Annotated in this window: 19 protein-coding genes, 1 tRNA gene and 1 pseudogene; 4 read left to right on the forward strand and 17 right to left on the reverse strand. The window is 62.3% G+C overall.

The genetic code is table 11. The annotated features are described in order from the left end of the window. Positions 1-776 precede the first annotated feature (776 nt). From istA to AC4QBL_RS08370, 3 genes are read left to right on the forward strand one after another with little or no spacing between them, the layout of a single operon-like run. A complete protein-coding gene (istA, locus tag AC4QBL_RS08360) occupies positions 777-2,288 on the forward strand; it encodes an IS21 family transposase (protein WP_472906279.1) in 1,512 nt (503 codons plus the stop codon). After that, positions 2,275-3,039: an IS21-like element helper ATPase IstB gene (gene istB / locus AC4QBL_RS08365; protein WP_472906280.1), complete on the forward strand. Its 765-nt coding sequence runs from the start codon at positions 2,275-2,277 to the stop codon at positions 3,037-3,039. Before istA ends, istB begins: the two co-directional genes overlap by 14 nt. Beyond that, positions 3,036-3,254, forward strand: a complete 219-nt coding sequence (locus tag AC4QBL_RS08370; RefSeq protein WP_472901141.1) for a hypothetical protein — start codon at positions 3,036-3,038, stop codon at positions 3,252-3,254. The genes istB and AC4QBL_RS08370 overlap by 4 nt, the downstream gene beginning before the upstream one ends. Positions 3,255-3,434: 180 nt before the next feature. Here the strand turns inward: AC4QBL_RS08370 and AC4QBL_RS08375 are convergent. The 6 genes and pseudogenes from AC4QBL_RS08375 to AC4QBL_RS08400 form a co-directional block, all read right to left on the reverse strand. After that, a pseudogene (locus AC4QBL_RS08375) lies at positions 3,435-3,605 on the reverse strand (electron transfer flavoprotein subunit alpha/FixB family protein); the annotation flags it as partial. A 109-nt stretch (positions 3,606-3,714) separates the two neighbouring features. Further along, on the reverse strand, positions 3,715-4,158 hold the full coding sequence (locus AC4QBL_RS08380; RefSeq protein WP_472907247.1) for a hypothetical protein: 444 nt from the start codon (positions 4,156-4,158) through the stop codon (positions 3,715-3,717). A gap of 134 nt (positions 4,159-4,292) precedes the next feature. Beyond that, positions 4,293-4,928 carry an esterase gene (ypfH, locus tag AC4QBL_RS08385; RefSeq protein WP_472907248.1) on the reverse strand — a complete coding sequence of 212 codons (636 nt, stop codon included), beginning with the start codon at positions 4,926-4,928 and terminating at the stop codon, positions 4,293-4,295. Continuing rightward, entirely contained in the window at positions 4,921-5,736 is an 816-nt protein-coding gene (locus AC4QBL_RS08390) for a DODA-type extradiol aromatic ring-opening family dioxygenase (RefSeq protein ID WP_472907249.1), read from the reverse strand. Before AC4QBL_RS08390 ends, ypfH begins: the two co-directional genes overlap by 8 nt. A gap of 22 nt (positions 5,737-5,758) precedes the next feature. Beyond that, the gene (locus AC4QBL_RS08395; protein ID WP_472907250.1) at positions 5,759-6,211 is read right to left on the reverse strand and encodes a DoxX family protein; all 453 of its coding nucleotides are present in this window, start codon (positions 6,209-6,211) and stop codon (positions 5,759-5,761) included. A gap of 12 nt (positions 6,212-6,223) precedes the next feature. Further along, complete coding sequence (locus tag AC4QBL_RS08400; RefSeq protein WP_472907251.1) at positions 6,224-6,853, reverse strand: NADPH-dependent F420 reductase; 630 nt, start codon at positions 6,851-6,853, stop codon at positions 6,224-6,226. On the opposite strand from AC4QBL_RS08400, the gene AC4QBL_RS08405 reads away from it, so the two are divergent. Continuing rightward, the gene (locus AC4QBL_RS08405; protein ID WP_472907252.1) at positions 6,852-7,874 is read left to right on the forward strand and encodes a LysR family transcriptional regulator; all 1,023 of its coding nucleotides are present in this window, start codon (positions 6,852-6,854) and stop codon (positions 7,872-7,874) included. The two genes, AC4QBL_RS08400 and AC4QBL_RS08405, sit on opposite strands and share 2 nt — an antisense overlap. A 354-nt stretch (positions 7,875-8,228) precedes the next feature. Here AC4QBL_RS08405 and AC4QBL_RS08410 read toward each other — a convergent pair. The 11 genes from AC4QBL_RS08410 to AC4QBL_RS08460 form a co-directional block, all read right to left on the reverse strand. Next, positions 8,229-8,303: transfer RNA gene (locus AC4QBL_RS08410), tRNA-Val, on the reverse strand. 107 nt (positions 8,304-8,410) lie between these two features. Further along, the gene (gene dnaQ, locus AC4QBL_RS08415) at positions 8,411-9,118 is read right to left on the reverse strand and encodes a DNA polymerase III subunit epsilon (protein WP_472907253.1); all 708 of its coding nucleotides are present in this window, start codon (positions 9,116-9,118) and stop codon (positions 8,411-8,413) included. A gap of 34 nt (positions 9,119-9,152) precedes the next feature. After that, positions 9,153-9,491, reverse strand: coding sequence for an ISC system 2Fe-2S type ferredoxin (gene fdx / locus AC4QBL_RS08420; RefSeq protein ID WP_472901545.1), 339 nt, complete (start codon positions 9,489-9,491; stop codon positions 9,153-9,155). Positions 9,492-9,524: 33 nt separating this feature from the next. Then, complete coding sequence (hscA, locus tag AC4QBL_RS08425; protein WP_472907254.1) at positions 9,525-11,405, reverse strand: Fe-S protein assembly chaperone HscA; 1,881 nt, start codon at positions 11,403-11,405, stop codon at positions 9,525-9,527. Positions 11,406-11,475: 70 nt separating this feature from the next. Then, positions 11,476-11,994: a Fe-S protein assembly co-chaperone HscB gene (gene hscB, locus AC4QBL_RS08430; protein WP_472907255.1), complete on the reverse strand. Its 519-nt coding sequence runs from the start codon at positions 11,992-11,994 to the stop codon at positions 11,476-11,478. Positions 11,995-12,096: 102 nt separating this feature from the next. Beyond that, a complete protein-coding gene (gene iscA, locus AC4QBL_RS08435; RefSeq protein ID WP_066090558.1) occupies positions 12,097-12,420 on the reverse strand; it encodes an iron-sulfur cluster assembly protein IscA in 324 nt (107 codons plus the stop codon). Positions 12,421-12,528: 108 nt separating this feature from the next. After that, positions 12,529-12,915 carry a Fe-S cluster assembly scaffold IscU gene (gene iscU, locus AC4QBL_RS08440; RefSeq protein ID WP_304834529.1) on the reverse strand — a complete coding sequence of 129 codons (387 nt, stop codon included), beginning with the start codon at positions 12,913-12,915 and terminating at the stop codon, positions 12,529-12,531. A 12-nt stretch (positions 12,916-12,927) separates the two neighbouring features. Further along, positions 12,928-14,145 carry an IscS subfamily cysteine desulfurase gene (locus AC4QBL_RS08445; protein WP_472901548.1) on the reverse strand — a complete coding sequence of 406 codons (1,218 nt, stop codon included), beginning with the start codon at positions 14,143-14,145 and terminating at the stop codon, positions 12,928-12,930. 116 nt (positions 14,146-14,261) lie between these two features. Continuing rightward, positions 14,262-14,795, reverse strand: coding sequence for a Fe-S cluster assembly transcriptional regulator IscR (gene iscR, locus AC4QBL_RS08450; RefSeq protein ID WP_472901549.1), 534 nt, complete (start codon positions 14,793-14,795; stop codon positions 14,262-14,264). A 256-nt stretch (positions 14,796-15,051) separates the two neighbouring features. Further along, on the reverse strand, positions 15,052-16,971 hold the full coding sequence (locus tag AC4QBL_RS08455) for a sensor histidine kinase (RefSeq protein ID WP_472901550.1): 1,920 nt from the start codon (positions 16,969-16,971) through the stop codon (positions 15,052-15,054). After that, a complete protein-coding gene (locus AC4QBL_RS08460) occupies positions 16,968-17,669 on the reverse strand; it encodes a LuxR C-terminal-related transcriptional regulator (RefSeq protein WP_472901551.1) in 702 nt (233 codons plus the stop codon). The genes AC4QBL_RS08455 and AC4QBL_RS08460 overlap by 4 nt, the downstream gene beginning before the upstream one ends. Positions 17,670-17,690 lie beyond the last annotated feature (21 nt).

A 17,690-nucleotide genomic window follows, 5' to 3' on the forward strand; every position in this document is an offset into this window, starting at 1 on the left:
CGCGGCAGTCAGCTGACTGCTTTGAATTTCCTTTGAATCGAAGGGTGCCCGTTGCACAGGGCACAGACGTGTCCTGAGCGTGCCTGCTTTGGCCATGGCGAGCGGGCTTGAGCCAGCGCAGGGGTATGGCGCAGCGCTGGTGTTTTGCGTTACATATCGCCTACCTGTGTAAGAAGCAGGCGCGACAGTGACAGTCACTTTCCGGTAAACCCACTGTCGCGCCCCGAGACCCACCGCTTTGGAGGGCGCCGTTGCCGCTGTCAGTATTCACGAAGCGGGCGTGGCTGTCCAGCAGCGTGGGCCCACGCATGGGAATGGACCGCCCATGCCCACTGCCCAACACGCACCACCACAGCCGCCGTCACCACCGCCCAGACGTTTTCTGTGCGCCCTGTGTCGCAGCCCTGTGCTCATCTGCAGCCACTGCGACCGCGGCCAGCGCTACTGCAGCGCAGTCTGCTCACTCCAGGCCAGAAGTTGCGCCCAGCGCGCCGCTGCCAAACGCTACCAGGACAGCCGCAAGGGCCGCCACGCTCACGCCACACGCCAGGGGCAATGGCGCGCGCGCCAACAAATAGTGACGCATCAGGGTGGCCCACCACCGCCCTGCGCTGATGTACTCCCATCCAGCGACGCAACCGCTCTGAATCCAGACGCAAGCCAGCGCTGCAAGTGCCAGTTTTGCGGCCGTTCGGTCTCGGCTTTTGTGCGTCAGGACTTTCTGCGATGCCGCTTTCGCCATCCATCCCAACCTTCCGTATGGAGTACCGACTCACATGGCCATTTCACCTGAACTCAAGGCGCAGATCCTGCGCTACCACCACGCCGAGCGCTGGCCGGTGGGAACCATCTCGTCCCAGCTGGGCGTGCACCGCGAGACCGTCATGCGCGTGCTCACCCAGGCCGGCGCGGCCCCAATCGTGCCCGCACAACGCACTTCGGGCGTGACCCCCTACCTGCCCTTTATCCAGGAGACCTTGAAGCAGTTCCCCAACCTCACGGCCAGCCGGCTGCACACCATGGCCGCCGAGCGCGGTTACGAGGGGCGCCCCGACCACTTTCGCCACATCGTCGCCCGCCACCGTCCGCGCCCCCCAGCACAGGCCTACTTGCGCCTGCGCACCTTGCCCGGTGAACAGGGGCAATGCGACTGGGGCCACTTCGGCCACATCCAGATCGGGCAAGCCCGCCGACCCTTGATGGCCTTCGTGATGGTCCTTTCCTGGTCCAGACGCATCTTCCTGCGCTTCTTCCTGGGCGCGCACATGGAGAGCTTCCTGCGCGGGCACGTCCAGGCCTTTGAATCCTGGCACAGCGTTCCCAGGGTCGTCTTGTACGACAACCTCAAGAGCGCGGTGCTCGAACGCAAGGGGCAGGCCATCCGCTTCAATCCCACGCTGCTGGCACTCTCGGCGCACTACCGTTTCGAGGCCAGGCCCGTGGCCCCGGCCCGGGGCAATGAGAAGGGGCGCGTGGAGCGGGCCATCCGCTATATCCGCACCGCCTTCTTTGAGGGACGCAGCTTCACCGATATCGACGATCTCAATGCCCAGGCCGATGCCTGGGTGGCTGGTCCTGCCAGCGCTCGGCGCTGCCCCGAGGACTCCCAGCTGTCGGTGCAGCAGGCCTTTGACCAAGAGCGCTCGCACCTGATGGACATCCCGGCCACACCGTTTTGTTGCGATGAGATCCGCGGCGTTACAGCGGCCAAGACACCCTACGTTCGGTTCGATCTGAACGACTATTCCATCCCCCACACCCACGTTCAGCGCAGCCTCACCGTGCACGCCAGCTTGCGTGAGGTGCGTATTCTGGACGGCCAGCAGGCGCTGGCCTCGCACCCGCGTTGCTGGGACAAGGCTCAGCAGATCGAGATCGAGGCCCATGTGCAGGACCTGGTGCAGCACAAGCGAGGCGCGCGAGCGCACCGCGACACGGACCGCCTGGTACACGCGCTTCCTCAGGTGCAGGATTTGCTGACAGAGGCGGCCAAGCGGGGTGAGCCGTTGGGGCGGATCGCCCGTGAGTTGCAGGAGCTCCTGGACGTGCATGGACGCACGCAGATGATGGCCGCCGTCACGGACGCCATGAGCCGCGGTGTGCCGCACCCCCATGCGGTTCGTCTGGCGCTTGAGCGCCAGCGTCAGAGCAAGAGCCAGCAGCAAACCCCGCCCCCGCTGGGCGTGGCCCTGTCTGCGCAGGTGCGCGCGCGCGACATCGCCGTGCGCCCCCACAGCCTGGACGGCTATGACCGCCTCACGCAGGAGGGTGACGATGCCAACAACTGATTCGGCCACACTCAAACTCCGAGCCCAGGCGCTGCAACTACACGGGGTGCTGTCCCACTGGGATACCTGCTGCACAGAGCCCTGGGTGGGCACGTTGCTGGAATGGGAGGAGCACGAGAGAAGTCGCCGCTCCATGGAGCGCCGGCTGCACAGTGCGCGCATCGGGCGCTTCAAACCCCTGGTGGATTACGACTGGAGCTGGCCCGAGCAGATTGACCAGGCCAGCGTGAGCGAGCTGATGACGCTGCAGTTTCTGCACAGTGCCAGCAATGCCATCCTGGTGGGCCCTTCTGGCGTGGGCAAGACAACCATTGCCCAGAACATTGCACATCAGGCGGTGCTGCAAGGGCACACCGTCATGTTCACCACCGCCGGCAAGCTGCTGGGCGAGTTGGCCAGCCTGGACAGCGATTCGGCACTGCGTACAAGACTGCGCCACTACGCCAGACCCGCGCTGCTGGTCATTGATGAGGTCGGGTATCTGTCGTATTCCAGCCGGTATGCCGATCTGCTGTTCGAGTTGATCAGCCGGCGCCACGAGCACAAGAGCACGCTGATCACCACGAACAAGTCCTTTGCCGAGTGGGGCGAAGTGTTCCCCAACGCGGCCTGCGTGGTCGCCCTCGTGGACCGCCTAGTTCACCACGCCGAAATTGTTGGCATCAAGGGCAACTCGTACCGGCACAAGGAGGCGCAAGAACATGCCCGGGCGCGCACGGTAAAGCGCAAGCCTTCAAAGGAGACCGTATGAAACCGTGGCATCCGCCTTCAGGACTGCGCCAAGGGCTGCCATTCGCGGTGGACGACACCTGGACACCGGAACAAGCCATGGCGGTGATGGAGTTGCTCGATGATCTGCGCGATCGCGTCTGGACCCATTACGGAGGGGTCATCCAGGATCTGCTGCGTGCGCAGCGCGTGACCACTGATTCACTGGAAGACTTTGACACGGACTTGCCGTTCTGAGCGCCAACGAGTCTCCCGCGCCAACAACAAGGGCCCCTGACGGGGCCCTTGTTGTTGGCACGCTCAGCACCGAAAACCGCACCCAGAATCGGCCACCAAAAATGAACGCCGGATTACGTCACCAAATTCCGCCACCACTTACCGCCGCCAAATTTACGCGGGTTTAGACCGCCGCTAACAGGCGTCCACGCTCAGCACCGTGGCGATGGCGTTGCCGGCGTAGATCGGGCGTTCAAACGTGTCGGCGGCGATCACTTTGGTGATGTCGCTGATCTGGCCCACGTCGAGCTGCGCGGCCACGCGCAGGGCGATGTTCTTGCCGCTGGCCGTGGCCGGGAACAGGATGTGGGTGGCCTGCAAAGCAGGTGTGCCCAGCCCTCGTGAGACGCAAGGGTCTTGAGGCAGGCGCTGGAGCGGCTCAGTTCGAACCGCACATGACGATCTTTGGAGAGACCCGCGGCTACAAGACTTGAAGTCTCTTGACTTGGCCGTGATGAGCCAGTTCACGCAGCATGGTCACATCTGCCACAAACACAGGCCATTCCAGCGCATCCTGGGGTGGCAATCGTCCCGTCGCCAGCTCCACGAGCTGCAGAAACAAGGCTTCGATTTCCATGGTGCTCCATGCGTCTGGAACGATGGGCCGTCGTGCTTTCAGAGCAGCATTCAGCCGCCTGGTCGGATCGCTCACTTCCAAGGTTTCACCGCGCAGGCGCGCTGCATGCGGCATCAGCCAGTCCTCTGCGATCTCGATGGCTCTTTCCAGGGCGCCCTCGTCCACAGGACGCGAGGCGGGCAGGAGCGCCCTCGCTCCGCCGGGAAGGGCCGCGATCTCGATCCATTGGCCGTCCCGTTCCATCAGCAAGGCATAGCCGTTTTCGGCGATCACAAAGCGCGCAGACATGGCCGCTCACTCCCCTTTACAACACACGACATTCCGGGTGTGACAAAGCGCATTTTTGCAAGCAACGACGACGCCCCCGCGTTCAGCCACACACTGGTGCGCGTACAAACCGGGGGAGTGATTGAATCGCACCGTCAGAGCATCGCTCCATCCACATACCCAATCACGAGCTGGAGCGCCCGGGCATCGATACCGTGCCCCAAACCTGGCAGCAAGTCCAGCGTGGCGTCACCGCCCATCGCCTGAAGAGCCTCAGCGGCTGCCATCGAAAACGTGTGCGCCACCACCGCATCTTGCTCCCCGTGGATCAGGTTGTAGCGAAGGCCTGGCGGCGCCTGGCGCGCAGGGACTGCAAATCGTCCCGCCAGCGCGATGACGCGGGCTGCGAGATTCGTCGCCATCACCGCCTGCGTGGATTCAAGGGAAAGAATGGCACCTTGCGAGAAACCCACCAGCACCGTACCGGCCGGTCCTACGCCACTGGTCCTCTGCCAATGCGAGATCACGTCCAGGAACAAGGGCATCACCTTGGCGATCCGCTCGGGCCGGTTTTGCTCCGTGATGCCCAGCACCGAAAACCACTCCCGGCCACTGCCAAGACCCGATGGGAAAGGTGCATCGATGCTGACCACCATTGCGTCAGGGCGCGCTCGTGCGATGGCCTCGCCGACGGGGGCCAGGTTCGCCGCGGAGGAGCCTACGCCGTGGAACAGCAGCACCAGCTGCGTCGCCCTTTCGGGCCGGGCGATCACGATAGCTGCTTCATGCATGAGCATGCTCCTCGAACCTCAGCGAAACCCGCTCGCCAAACACGTACGACTCCATCGCCAACACACCGTGGCGGATGCCGCCATCGAGCACCGTGGCGGGAACCGCTGTGGGGGCAGCGCCAGCAGCCACCAACAGGGGCAGGTAGTGTTCCGTCGTGGGGTGAGCGCGCGCTGCATGCGGCGCGCGCTGGAGCCCTTGGACCAGTTGCGCGGTGTCACCTGCCTGCACAGCTGCTCGGATCCACTCGGTGAATTCGCGGGCATAGGCGGCCTCTTGCACATCGCCCTGGCGGAACTCATAGAGGTTGTGCGTGAGGCTTCCAGAGCCAATGACCAGCACGCCTTCAGCCGTGAGCGGAGCGAGCGCCTGCCCCAATTCAAACGCCTGGGCTTCGTCCGTGTTGAACGGGATCGACACCTGAATCACGGGCACATCCGCATCCGGGTACAGGTGCAACAGCGGCACCCAGGCGCCATGGTCCAGGCCACGCTGCGCATCCAGAGTGGCTGCGATGTCGTTTGCGTTCAGCAGTTGCTGCACCCGCGCAGCGAGTTCCGGCGAACCGGGCGCCGGGTATTCGATGGCATAGAGCGCGTTCGGAAAGCCGCCGAAATCGTGGACCGTGGATGGGCGGGCCACGGCCGTGATCTCCACACCCCGCGTCATCCAGTGCGGGGAGACGACCAGGATCGCGCGGGGCTTGGCGAGCGCGCTCCCCAGCGCCCGAAGCTGCGCGCCGGCCAAGCCGGGTTCGATGGCGAAGGTGGGTGCACCATGCGAGATGAAGAGCGAAGGCAGTGGTTTCATGTGTGACTCCTGGTTGCCCGCGTTACGCGAGGCGTTCGTTGAGCACCCGGTCCAGCGAACCGCGCCCGGCACCCGAGAACACCAGTGCGACAGAGACCGACAGCAAGGCCAGTGCAAACTCGTATCCGTTGTTCGCCACGAAGAGGCCCTTGTCGAGGTGAACGGCAAAGATCGCCACGAGCATGGCCACGGCCAGTGAAGCCGCTGCGGGCCGAACCAGCAGACCGGCGATCAGCGCCAGGCCACCGAAAAATTCAGCAGAACCCGCCAGCAAGGCCATCAGCACGCCGGGAGCCAGGCCGATGGATTCCATCCACTGCCCGGTGCCCGTCAGCCCGTAGCCACCCCACCAGCCGAACAGTTTTTGCGCGCCGTGAGCGACGAAGATCATGCCCACCGGGAGGCGCAGTGCCAGGGCAGCCCAGCCGGCGTTGGTCGACAGCAGGCGCTTGAAAATGGAGGTATTTGAGTTCATGGTGGATGCCTTTCAGTTCTTGTGGATCCAGGTCGGTGCGATGCCCGTGCCCAGGCCGGCGCCGTAGCCGAAATAGATGTTCAGGCCCGCGAGGGGCTCCAGGTAGCGTGCGTTCTGGAGGCCACCGGCGTCCATCACTTGAAAACCCATGCTTTCTGCCAGGGCACGCGCGGTCTGCTTGGCTCGATCGCTGTCGCTGGCCAAGAACACCGTGACCTTCTGGCCACCACCGAATTCAGCGCCACCGGCCAGAGCCTGCGCAAACACGGTGTTGAAGCCCTTGACAACTTCGGCACCCGGCACGGCCTTCGCAATTTCTTCGGCTGCCGACGTGTTGTGGCCCAGGGTCAAAGCCATGTAGTCGGGCGTGAGCGGGTTCGTGATGTCGATGACGGTCTTGCCCGTCAGGTCGCCCACACCGCGCAACGCGGCGACGGCCTCGCCGTAGGGCGTGGCGAGGACGATGGCGTCCACTGCCGCAGCCGAGCCAGTCGATGCAACAGCCACCGCACCGAACTGCTGCGCCAGTGCATGGGCCTTGGTTTGATCACGGGCCGTGACGGAGACCTGGTGGCCTGCAGCGCTGAGCTGTTTGACGAAGCCGGCGCCCATGTTGCCGGTACCAATGACGAGAACTTTCATGACGTTTCCTTTGGAGGTTGATGAACCCGCTGTGCGGGCATGGACGTACTTTATTGAATTCAAGGAGTTTGATAAACTCTATATTTCTGCATATATAGTTCAGATAATCGGAACAATCGTGGACAAGTACCAAGAGATGCGCGTCTTTGCGGCTGTGGTGGACGCCGGCAGTTTTGTGGCCGCGGCGGACGCCCTGACCATGTCGAAGGCCGCCGTCTCGCGTTACGTGTCCGAGCTGGAACAGCGTCTGGGTGTGAGGCTCCTGCACCGGACCACGCGCAGGCTCTCCCTCACGCAGGAAGGCGAGGTGTTCCTGGCCCGTTGCCGCGACATCCTCGCCAGCATCGAGGCATCGGAGGCCGAGCTGTCCAGCCGAACCGACATCGCGACCGGCATGTTGAAGCTGAGCGTGCCGGTCAGCTTCGGCGTCCAGCACCTGGCCCCGTTGTGGAGCGAGTTCCTGGAGGCGCATCCCCGGGTGTCGCTGGACGTGCAGCTGGCCGATCGCGTGATCGATCTGGTTGATGAAGGCATCGACCTGGCCGTGCGGATTGCCCGACTGCCAGATTCCTCTCTGGTCTCGCGCAAGCTTGCATCTACAAGGCTGGTGCTGTGCGCTTCACCGGCTTATCTGAAGAGACGCGGCACACCGAAGCATCCGTCCGAACTGGTTGAGCACGAGGTGTTGGGCTACAGCCTGCTGTCCGCTGGCGACCAATGGCCATTCGTTGGTCCGGACGGGCCATTGACAGTGAAGGTTCACCCAAGAATCTGGACGAACAATGGCGACACCTGCGTCGCGGCGGCCCTTCGAGGGACGGGGATCCAGCTGCAACCCACTTTCCTGGTCGCGCGTGAACTGGCTTCCGGCGATCTGGTGGAGCTTTTGCCGCAGTACCGCTCCATTGAGCTCGGCATCTATGCCGTGTACCCCACCCGGAAATTCCTGTTGCCCAAGGTGCGCGCACTGGTGGAGTACCTGTCGGTGAGGCTCGCAGAGGCGGACTGGATCAACATCTAGAACCGCGGCAGGTCTTCCTCGGCGTGCGTATAGAGTTCGCAGATGTACAGCTTTTGCCGGTCGTCGTGAACGACTGAGACAACACCCGAAACGGTTTGAGAATCAAACCAGTACCCGTCTACCGAAGTGGGTCAACTCCACTACCCCGCCGCCGCGCCTAGCTGGCACCGACAAAGTGCTCAAAGACATGAGTAGCGATGTTGACAATCCAGCACCGCTGATTCAAATGCATTGATAGAGCCTCTTGGTGCTCTATGCGAGATCAGTGAAGGCATGTTTTCCCCACTTTTTCCCCACCAGAAACGACTACGCCACCCGAAGGTGGCGTAAAGCGTTGTCATGTATGACAATTTTTGGTGGGCGGTGCAGGGTTCGAACCTGCGACCCCTGCCGTGTGAAGGCAGTGCTCTACCACTGAGCTAACCGCCCGAATGATGAATCCGATCTCTCGGAAGCCTCAAATTATAGCGTGGTTTTTTGTCGATTCTGAAAGCTGGAAAACTTTTTAAGAAAAAGTTGGTCTCTATCGCGCAGGCTCAGGCGGCGTGCAACTGTCGCCACACCGTTTTCCCCTTGCATGCCTTGTCCAGATCAAGCAGCACCGCTTCATGCGCCTGCGCTTCTTGTTCGCTGGCCTGGATCACAGGCAACACAATGCAGCTCAGGTCGATCAGAACGATCTCACCACCCTCGGTGTCCGGCTTCTCCAGATCCATCAACAGGGCGTCCTGCCCGCGGGTCATGTTGATGTAGACATCCGCCAGCAGCTCGGCGTCCAGCAAGGCGCCGTGCAAAGTACGACCGGAGTTGTCCACCTCGAGGCGGTCACACAAGGCATCCAGTCCGTTGCGTTTGCCAGGGAACATTTCCTTGGCCATGACCAAGCTGTCGGTCACCTGGCCAATGACGGTTTTCAGCGGCGGTCGACCCAGTCGGTCCAGCTCTTTGTTCAAAAAGCTGATGTCGAACGGTGCGTTGTGGATGATCAGCTCTGCGTCGCGCAGGTACTCCAGCAACTCATCGACGATTTGTCCAAACTTGGGCTTGTCGCGCAAAAATTCGTTGCTGATGCCGTGCACCTTGAGCGCGTCTTCATGGCTGTCGCGCTCCGGGTTGACGTAAAAGTGCAAGTTGTTGCCGGTGAGCTTGCGGTTGAACAGCTCCACACAACCGATTTCAATGATCCGGTCGCCGTTTTCGGCAGACAGGCCCGTGGTTTCGGTGTCAAGGACGATTTGGCGCATGGGCTTTTCTCGTGTGAATCAGACCGAAAGCAGGTCAATGACCTTCTTTGGCGTGGTTGATTGAGTACTTGGGAATCTCAATCGTCACATCTTGCTGCGCCAGAATGGCTTGGCAAGACAGCCGGGACTGCGGCTCCAGACCCCAGGCGCGATCGAGCAAGTCTTCTTCGTTCTCATCCAGTTCGTTGAGGCTGTTGAAACCGTCGCGAACGATCACGTGGCAGGTGGTGCAAGCACACACCATGTCGCAGGCGTGTTCGATGTTGATGTGGTTGTCCAGCAGGGCTTCGCAAATGGAGGTGCCGGCTGGGGCGCTGACTTGCGCGCCCTGAGGACAGTATTCGGGATGGGGCAGTATTTTGATGATCGGCATGGGTTTTCCTGTGCGTCGGCGCTTGGGCGCGGTTCAGACTTCTTCGAGTTTTTTGCCGGCCAGGGCTTGCTGAATACCCCGGTTCATGCGCATGGCAGCAAAGGCCTCGGTGCCTTTGGCCAGCGTGTCGGTGGCGGCTTCAATCACGGCAGCCTCGGTGCTGGTCAGGCTCTGGGCGAGTTGATCCATGAGCGAATCGATGGCTTTGCGTTCGGAGGGTTCCAGCAGATCGGCGTCAGCCGCCAATGCGCTGCGGGTGGCGACGATCATGCGGTCGGCGTCCACACGGGCTTCGACCAGGGCACGCGCCGCAATGTCTTGCTTGGCGGTCGCAAAGCTGTCTTGCAACATGGCGGCGATCTGTTCGTCGGACAGGCCGTAGGCGGGCTTCACATCGACCCGCGCCTCCACGCCACTGCCCTGCTCTTTCGCAGCCACCGACAGCAAGCCGTCCGCATCGACGGTGAAACTGACGCGAACGCGGGCCGCACCAGCGGCCATGGGCGGAATACCGCGCAGGACAAAACGTGCCAGGCTGCGGCAGTCGGCCACCAGGTCGCGTTCGCCCTGCACCACGTGCAAGGCCAGTGCGGTCTGACCGTCCTGGTAGGTGGTGAAGTCTTGCGCCAGCGCGGTAGGAATGGGGCTGTTGCGCGGCACGATGCGCTCGACCAACCCGCCCATCGTCTCGATGCCGAGCGAGAGTGGGATCACGTCGAGTAACAGCAGGTCGCCATCGCGGCTGTTGCCGGCCAGCGCGTTGGCCTGTATGGCTGCACCCAGCGCCACCACCTCATCGGGATTCAGGTTGGTCAGCGGCTCTTGGCCAAAGAACGCCCCCACAGCGCTGCGAATCACCGGCATGCGGGTGGAACCACCCACCATGACGACGCCCTTGACGTCGTCTTTGGTGATACCCGCGTCGCGCAGCACCTTGCGCACCGCCGCCATGGTGCGGGCCGTAAGCGGTGCCGTGCAGGCCTCAAACTGCGCCTTCGTCACCGACTGGTGCAGCGGCTGGCCCGCAATGTGCGCGGTGAACGCCACACTGCCGGCGGGCTCCACCGCTGAAAGCGCTTCTTTGCATCGACGGGCCTCGGCATGCAGTGCAGCGCGTTCGGACGCTGTCAGCGCACCCTCCACGCCTTGCTGTTCCAGCACCCAGGTGGCCAGTGCCTGGTCGTAGTCGTCGCCACCCAGTGCCGAGTCACCGCCGGTGGCCATGACCTGAAACACCCCTTGCGTCAGCCGCAGAATGGAAATGTCGAAGGTGCCCCCGCCGAGATCGTAGATGGCGTAGATGCCTTCAGACGCGTTGTCCAGGCCGTACGCAATGGCGGCGGCCGTGGGTTCGTTGATGAGGCGCAGCACGTTGATGCCGGCGAGCTGGGCGGCGTCTTTCGTGGCCTGCCGCTGGGCGTCGTCAAAGTAGGCGGGCACGGTGATGACGGCGCCGTACAGCTCGTCATCAAAGCTGTCTTCGGCACGGAAGCGCAGCGTGGCCAAAATTTCGGCGCTGACTTCCATGGGCGTTTTGCGGCCTGCTGTGGTTTGCACAACCGCCATGCCCTGATCGTCCACCACGGTGTAGGGCAGTTTGTCTGCGTCCACCACCTGCGCGCGGGTGCGGCCCATAAGCCGTTTCACCGAACTGATGGTGTTGGCCGGGTCAGCCACCTGCGCGGCCAGGGCATCAAAACCAATTTGTCGGCCCGAGCCACCCTGGGCCGGGTCGAGGTAACGCACCACGCTGGGCAAAATGACCTGGCCCTGGGCGTCTGGCAAACACTCGGACACACCATGGCGCACCGCGGCCACCAGCGAATGCGTGGTGCCCAGGTCAATGCCCACCGCCACACGGCGCTGGTGCGGGTCGAGGGACTGGCCGGGTTCTGAAATCTGCAAAAGCGCCATGGGATCGTGTTCTTGTAGGTACTGAAAATCGGGACTGGCATGCTGGGCATAGCGCCAGCATCAGCGGGGTCTATTGTCCCAGTTGATCGAGCCGGTTCTCGACGTCGCGCGCAAAGCGCTCAACAAACATAAGGGCTCTGACCTGCTGGGTCAGTTCAAGAAAGTTGCGCTTTTCATCTGCGGTGCGCTGCAAACCCAGCAGCATCTCCCGGCGCGCCTGTGCCACGTCATCGGCCATGCGCTCCAGATCGTCAACGCCGCTCGCCTCGTCCAGGTCTTCGCGCCATTGCATTTGCTGCATCAAAAACGCAGCGGGCATGGCCGTGTTGTTTTCGGCCTGTATCGGCGCGCCATTCATTTCGCACAGATAGGCCGCTCGTTTGAGCGGATCCTTGAGCCGCTGGTAGGCCTCGTTGATACGCACCGACCACTGCATCGCCTGGCGCTGTGCCAGCGCATCGGCGGTGGTGAATCGGTCCGGATGTGCTTCGCGTTGCAGATCTTTCCAACGCGCATCCAGCGTAGCACTGTCCTGTGCAAACTGCACCGGCACGCCAAAAATCTCAAAATCGTTGGACAACAGGTTCATGGCATGGCGAAAAACGGGGTGGAACCGCTTCGCGGCGGGCCGCAAAGCGAAAAGCCGCCGGCGCACACGGCGCAGGCGGCTTGAGGGGGCTTGCGAAACGGATCAAATCCGGAAGCTCTCGCCGCAGCCGCAGCGGTCACGCTCATTGGGGTTGTTGAAACGGAAACCTTCATTCAAGCCTTCGCGCACAAAATCGAGCTGGGTGCCATCGATATAGGCCAGGCTTTTTGGATCCACCAACACCTTGACGCCGTTGTCCTCAAACACCACATCTTCCGGCGCGATTTCGTCGGCGTATTCCAGCTTGTAAGCCAAGCCAGAACAGCCGGTGGTTTTGACGCCCAGGCGCACGCCAACGCCTTTGCCGCGCTTGGTTATGTAGCGGGTGACGTGCCTTGCAGCAGCTTCAGAAATCGATATGGACATGTGGGTTGCGCCTTGGGTGGGCGTTCAGCGTTGTGCGTGACTGGAACGGTGGCGTTCGGGCGAGGTGGTGCGCGTCAACACGCCACACACCCGCCCGCGCGCCCGACCTCAAACGAGGTGCTTCTTGCGGTAGTCGTCCACCGCCGCCTTGATGGCGTCTTCGGCCAGGATCGAGCAGTGAATCTTGACAGGCGGCAGCGCCAGTTCTTCGGCGATTTCGCTGTTTTTCAGCGCAGCGGCCTGGTCCAGCGTTTTGCCTTTGACCCACTCGGTCACCAGCGACGAAGAGGCAATGGCTGAACCACAGCCGTAGGTTTTGAACCTGGCGTCCTCAATGACACCCGTGCTTGGGTTCACCTTGATCTGCAGCTTCATCACGTCGCCACAAGCTGGTGCGCCGACCATGCCCGTGCCCACCGATTCGTCGCCCTTGTCGAACGAGCCCACGTTGCGCGGGTTTTCGTAGTGGTCAACAACTTTTTCTGAATATGCCATGGTATTTCTCCTTCAATGTGCTGCCCACTGGATGGTGGACAAGTCAACGCCGTCTTTGAACATTTCCCACAGGGGGGACAACTCGCGAAGCTTGGCCACGTTTTCCTTGATGGTGGCGATCGCGTAGTCAATTTCTTCTTCGGTGGTCCAGCGACCAATCGTCATGCGCAAGCTGCTGTGGGCCAACTCGTCGCTGCGGCCCAGGGCACGCAGCACGTAGCTGGGCTCCAGACTGGCTGAGGTGCAGGCCGAACCCGACGACACAGCCAGACCCTTGATGCCCATGATCAGCGACTCGCCTTCGACATAGTTGAAGCTCATGTTCAGGTTGTGTGGCACGCGCTGGGTTTCGTGGCCGTTGATGAACACCTCTTCGATGTCCTTGAGCCCGGCCACCATGCGGTCGTGCAGAGCACGGATGCGCTGGTTTTCCGCATGCATTTCTTCCTTGGCGATGCGGTAGGCCTCGCCCATGCCCACACACTGGTGGGTTGGCAACGTACCCGAACGCATGCCGCGCTCGTGGCCACCGCCGTGCATTTGCGCCTCAATGCGCACGCGGGGTTTGCGGCGCACAAACAGCGCGCCAATGCCCTTGGGCCCGTAGGTTTTGTGGCTGGTCAAGCTCATCAAATCCACCGGCAGGTTCTTGATGTCAATGTCCACACGGCCCGTGGCCTGCGCGGCGTCGGTGTGAAAGATCACGCCTTTTTCGCGGCAAACAGCACCCAGCGCAGCGATGTCTTGAATCACGCCAATTTCGTTGTTCACGAACATGACGGAAGCGAGAATGGTGTCAGGGCGGATCGCGGCTTTGAACGTATCCATGTTCACCAGGCCATCGGCTTGCACGTCCAGATACGTCACCTCAAAACCCTGGCGCTCCAGCTCACGGCAGGTGTCGAGCACAGCCTTGTGCTCGGTTTTCACCGTGATGATGTGCTTGCCCTTGGTCTTGTAGAAGTGCGCTGCGCCCTTCAAAGCCAGGTTGTTGGACTCGGTGGCACCACTGGTCCAGACGATTTCGCGGGGATCGGCACCGATCAGGTCGGCGACCTGATCGCGGGCGGTTTCCACCGCCTTTTCAGCTTCCCAGCCCCAGGCGTGGCTGCGCGAAGCCGGGTTGCCGAAGTGCTCGCGCAACCAGGGAATCATGGCATCCACCACCCGCGGGTCGCAGGGGTTGGTCGCGCTGTAGTCCATGTAAATGGGAAAGTGTGGCGTGGTCATGGCTGGCTCTGTGAAATGGCTGGCGTTGTGAATAGGTCCGGCGCTTTGGCTTTGGCAATGTCGGGCACTCGGCTGACCGCTCGGGTCATCCGGTTGCCTGCCAACAGCCCAGGTGCTTACTTCGAAAAAGCTGCGCCGAGGGCAAACACGGAATTGGGTGCATTGACCCGGATCGGCTTGACCACCGACGGGCTGGAAATGGCCCGCTTGATCATGGGGATGTTTTCAACCACCAGACCCTTGGCCAGCTGATCGTCCACCAGGGATTGCAGCGACACCGAGTCGAGAAAGTCGACCATCTTCGAATTCAAAGCGGCCCACAGCTCGTGCGTCATGCAGCGGTTGCCTTCACCAAGGCAGTTTTCTTTGCCACCGCACTGGGTGGCGTCAATCGGCTCGTCCACCGACACAATGATGTCGGCCACGGTGATTTCGGCTGCCTTGCGGCCCAGTGTGTAGCCGCCGCCCGGACCACGCGTGGACTCGACCAGCTCGTGTCGGCGCAGTTTGCCGAACAGCTGCTCCAGGTAGGACAGCGAAATTTGCTGGCGCTGGCTGATAGCCGCCAGCGTGACAGGACCATTGTTCTGGCGCAGAGCCAGGTCAATCATCGCGGTGACCGCAAAGCGGCCTTTTGTCGTGAGGCGCATTTTCAAGCTCCTTAAATGTTGGCTTGACCGTCGTTGGTTGATTCACGGGAAGAACGCCCCGTGAACCTCTGCTCCGCCCACCCTGCCCATGCTCTGGGCCGATACATCGAAGGCTTTCCCGACTGTTTTCGTCGAGTATACAGTAAAGCCTAGTGATTTGATCGACATTGTAACGCACTGACGCAGTTTGTCCAAGACAAAATTGGTTTGTCTAGGCCAACTTGTCCAACCAGCGCGGAGCCCCACAGCCAGCGATTCAGCGGCTGGCCGATGGCTCGGGCTCTGTGCCGGCCGCGAAACTGAAGGCCACGCAGGTGCCCGGCCATGCCCATGAAAACGTCACGTCGGCGCCAATTTCGGAAGCACGCAACCGAATGTTGCTGATGCCCCGCCCACCCGATGAAAACGCGTGGTCGGGCGTATCCCCCAGGCCCACACCGTTGTCGGTCACGCTCAGGTGAACGCGCCCCCCAGCAGACCAGGTGCGCACGGTCACGCGGCTGGCACGGGCATGCTTCACCACGTTGGCAAACACCTCTTGCAGGCAGCGAAACAGATGCATCACGCCACGCGCCTCCAGCCCCGGTACGGCCGGCACTTCCTCCACCTGCCAGACCAGCTCGATGTGTGCGGCCTGCAGCGCGGGTCCGATGCGCTGGCGCAGCGTGCCCAGAATGGTGGGCAAATCACCGTCCATGGGCTCCAGGGAATCGAGGGTCATGCGCAGCTCTTCAAGGGCGTGGTTGAGCATGGCCGCCACCGACGCGCTGTCGATGTTTTCACCGCTGCTGCGCACCAGATTGAGTGTTTGAACGAGCTGGCTACCCAGGCCATCGTGCATGTCGCGCGTCAGGCGCCGGCGCTCGGCCTCCAGCACCCGCTGGTTTTCCACCGTACGCAGGCGCTCAAAAACCGCATGAAACTCTTGCTCCCGCTCGCCCACCTGCCGCGCCAGCTCTGCGTTCTGGCGCCCCACGTTTTCCATCGACAGCGCGGTGCGTTGCAACAAGACACTGCCCATGGCAAACATCATGACCAGGCTGCCGGGGGTCATCCAGCGAATGTCCACGTCCCCGGGCAGCCCCATCTGCACCACCAAAAAGTCGCGCAAGCCGGTCACCATGGTGGCCAGCCCCACCACCACCATCAGGCGCTGTTGCACGTCCATACCCCAGCGCGCGCGGTGTATCACCATGAGCAAAGACAACACGCAGACCAGCACAATCACGCCCGTCCAGAGCCGGTACAGCTGGTAGTTCTGCGTCCAGGCCAGCACACCCAGCCAGGCCGGGCCCAGCATCATCATCAGCACCACCAGCTTGCGCACCATGCTCTGGCGGAAATTGAACAACTCTGACATGAACAAATAGGTGAAGCCGCAATAGAGCGTGAAGGTCAGCTTGTGCGCATAGTCCCACCACAAAAAAGGACCCGGCAAAAACACCGGCGTGGACAGCCACAACCGAACCGCCAACACCAGCAGGCCGCCCGCCAGCAGGCCAAACAAGCGCTCTGCAGACTTGGTCCATATCAGCAACGACAGCAAGCCCAACATGAAGGCCGAAGCCGCCACCATCCAGGTCAGGCTCACCTGCCACCAGTGCAGCCATTGGTGGCGCTGCCACAGCGCGTCACGAGGCCCCACCCACACGGGCGACAGGCCACTGATGCGCAAGGCTTGCCCCTTCAACTGAATTTCCAGGCGGTTGTCCGCCCCATCGGCGGCCATCATGTTGGGCCGCAAGGCGATGAAATGGGCCTGGACGCCGGTGTCGACATAGCCTTCGCCACGGGTCCAGGCCTGGGAGGCCACCTCTTCCCCGTTGAACAACACCCGAAAGCGCACACCCACGCGCGGCAGCAGCAAGCCCAAGCCCTGGGTTTCAGCACCGGCCACGTTTTTGAGCGACTCGGGCAGCGCCAGTCGGTAGTGCGCTTCGCCTGCCCAGCGGCGCTGCGCGTCGTCCCACACATGGGGCAGCTGCACCGTTTTTGCGGTATCCCAGGCTTCTCCAGCCAGCACCACCTGCGCCTGCTTGATGGCTTGGGCACCGGGCACACCGCTCACACGCGTCACCAGGGCCAGTCCCACCAGCAAGAGGGTCATCAACACCGCCGCCCACCCATAAGGCGGAATACCCAGCACCAACTGCGCGAGCCAGCGCGGGGGCTTCACAGCAGGCCCCGCTCCTGCGCAATGCGCACCACTTGCACGCGGCTGTGGGCGGCCAGCTTGCGATACAGATTTTTAACGTGGGTGCCCACCGTGGCCGGGGCAATGGCCAATTTCGACGCAATTTCCTTGTTCACGTACCCCTGGGCCAGCAGCTTGAGCACGTCGCTCTCACGCTCGGACAGCAGCACGGCGTCAACCTGTAGCGCGGAAGGCGCCTCTGGCAACGCCGCCTGCACCGAGCGAAATTGCTTCAACAGCATGCGGGCCAGCAGCGGTGAAATGGGCGCACCCCCTTCACGGATTTGCTCAATCGCCAATACCAGTTCTTCAGGCGTGCAACCCTTGAGCACGTAGCCCGTCGCACCTGCCTCCAGCGCGCCCACCAACCGGGATTCTTCGCCAAACACAGTGAACACCAGCAACTCGGCATCGGGCTTGTAGCGTGCCAGCAGCCGCAGCACTTCTTCGCCGCGGCCATCGGGTAGACCCAGGTCGACCAAAAACACGTTGGCGCTGGACGAGAGCGCGTGCCCGCATGCGTGGGCCAGACTGGCCGAATGCCCCAACAGCCGCCACGATGGCCGCTGCAGCAACGTTTGACGCACAAACTGCAGGATCGTCGGGTCGTCTTCGATCAGGTAAATGCGCGTGTCGTCTGCCTGGCTCACACGCTGGGGCGGGGACGTGTCGGTTTCCATAGGATCAGGGCTTGATCGCTC

Source organism: Hydrogenophaga sp. L99 (assembly GCF_058731905.1).

Excerpts from the sequence above, each read along its gene's own strand:
- AC4QBL_RS08395 (WP_472907250.1), bottom strand. The coding sequence starts at position 6,211 with ATGAACTCAAATACCTCCATTTTCAAGCGCCTGCTGTCGACCAACGCC.
- AC4QBL_RS08400 (WP_472907251.1), bottom strand. The coding sequence starts at position 6,853 with ATGAAAGTTCTCGTCATTGGTACCGGCAACATGGGCGCCGGCTTCGTC.
- AC4QBL_RS08460 (WP_472901551.1), bottom strand. The coding sequence starts at position 17,669 with ATGGAAACCGACACGTCCCCGCCCCAGCGTGTGAGCCAGGCAGACGAC.
- ypfH (WP_472907248.1), bottom strand. The coding sequence starts at position 4,928 with ATGCATGAAGCAGCTATCGTGATCGCCCGGCCCGAAAGGGCGACGCAG.
- iscU (WP_304834529.1), bottom strand. The coding sequence starts at position 12,915 with ATGGCATATTCAGAAAAAGTTGTTGACCACTACGAAAACCCGCGCAAC.
- istB (WP_472906280.1), top strand. The coding sequence starts at position 2,275 with ATGCCAACAACTGATTCGGCCACACTCAAACTCCGAGCCCAGGCGCTG.
- iscR (WP_472901549.1), bottom strand. The coding sequence starts at position 14,795 with ATGCGCCTCACGACAAAAGGCCGCTTTGCGGTCACCGCGATGATTGAC.
- AC4QBL_RS08445 (WP_472901548.1), bottom strand. The coding sequence starts at position 14,145 with ATGACCACGCCACACTTTCCCATTTACATGGACTACAGCGCGACCAAC.
- AC4QBL_RS08405 (WP_472907252.1), top strand. The coding sequence starts at position 6,852 with ATGACGTTTCCTTTGGAGGTTGATGAACCCGCTGTGCGGGCATGGACG.
- hscA (WP_472907254.1), bottom strand. The coding sequence starts at position 11,405 with ATGGCGCTTTTGCAGATTTCAGAACCCGGCCAGTCCCTCGACCCGCAC.
- fdx (WP_472901545.1), bottom strand. The coding sequence starts at position 9,491 with ATGCCGATCATCAAAATACTGCCCCATCCCGAATACTGTCCTCAGGGC.
- dnaQ (WP_472907253.1), bottom strand. The coding sequence starts at position 9,118 with ATGCGCCAAATCGTCCTTGACACCGAAACCACGGGCCTGTCTGCCGAA.
- AC4QBL_RS08390 (WP_472907249.1), bottom strand. The coding sequence starts at position 5,736 with ATGAAACCACTGCCTTCGCTCTTCATCTCGCATGGTGCACCCACCTTC.
- AC4QBL_RS08380 (WP_472907247.1), bottom strand. The coding sequence starts at position 4,158 with ATGTCTGCGCGCTTTGTGATCGCCGAAAACGGCTATGCCTTGCTGATG.
- iscA (WP_066090558.1), bottom strand. The coding sequence starts at position 12,420 with ATGTCCATATCGATTTCTGAAGCTGCTGCAAGGCACGTCACCCGCTAC.
- AC4QBL_RS08370 (WP_472901141.1), top strand. The coding sequence starts at position 3,036 with ATGAAACCGTGGCATCCGCCTTCAGGACTGCGCCAAGGGCTGCCATTC.
- istA (WP_472906279.1), top strand. The coding sequence starts at position 777 with ATGGCCATTTCACCTGAACTCAAGGCGCAGATCCTGCGCTACCACCAC.
- hscB (WP_472907255.1), bottom strand. The coding sequence starts at position 11,994 with ATGAACCTGTTGTCCAACGATTTTGAGATTTTTGGCGTGCCGGTGCAG.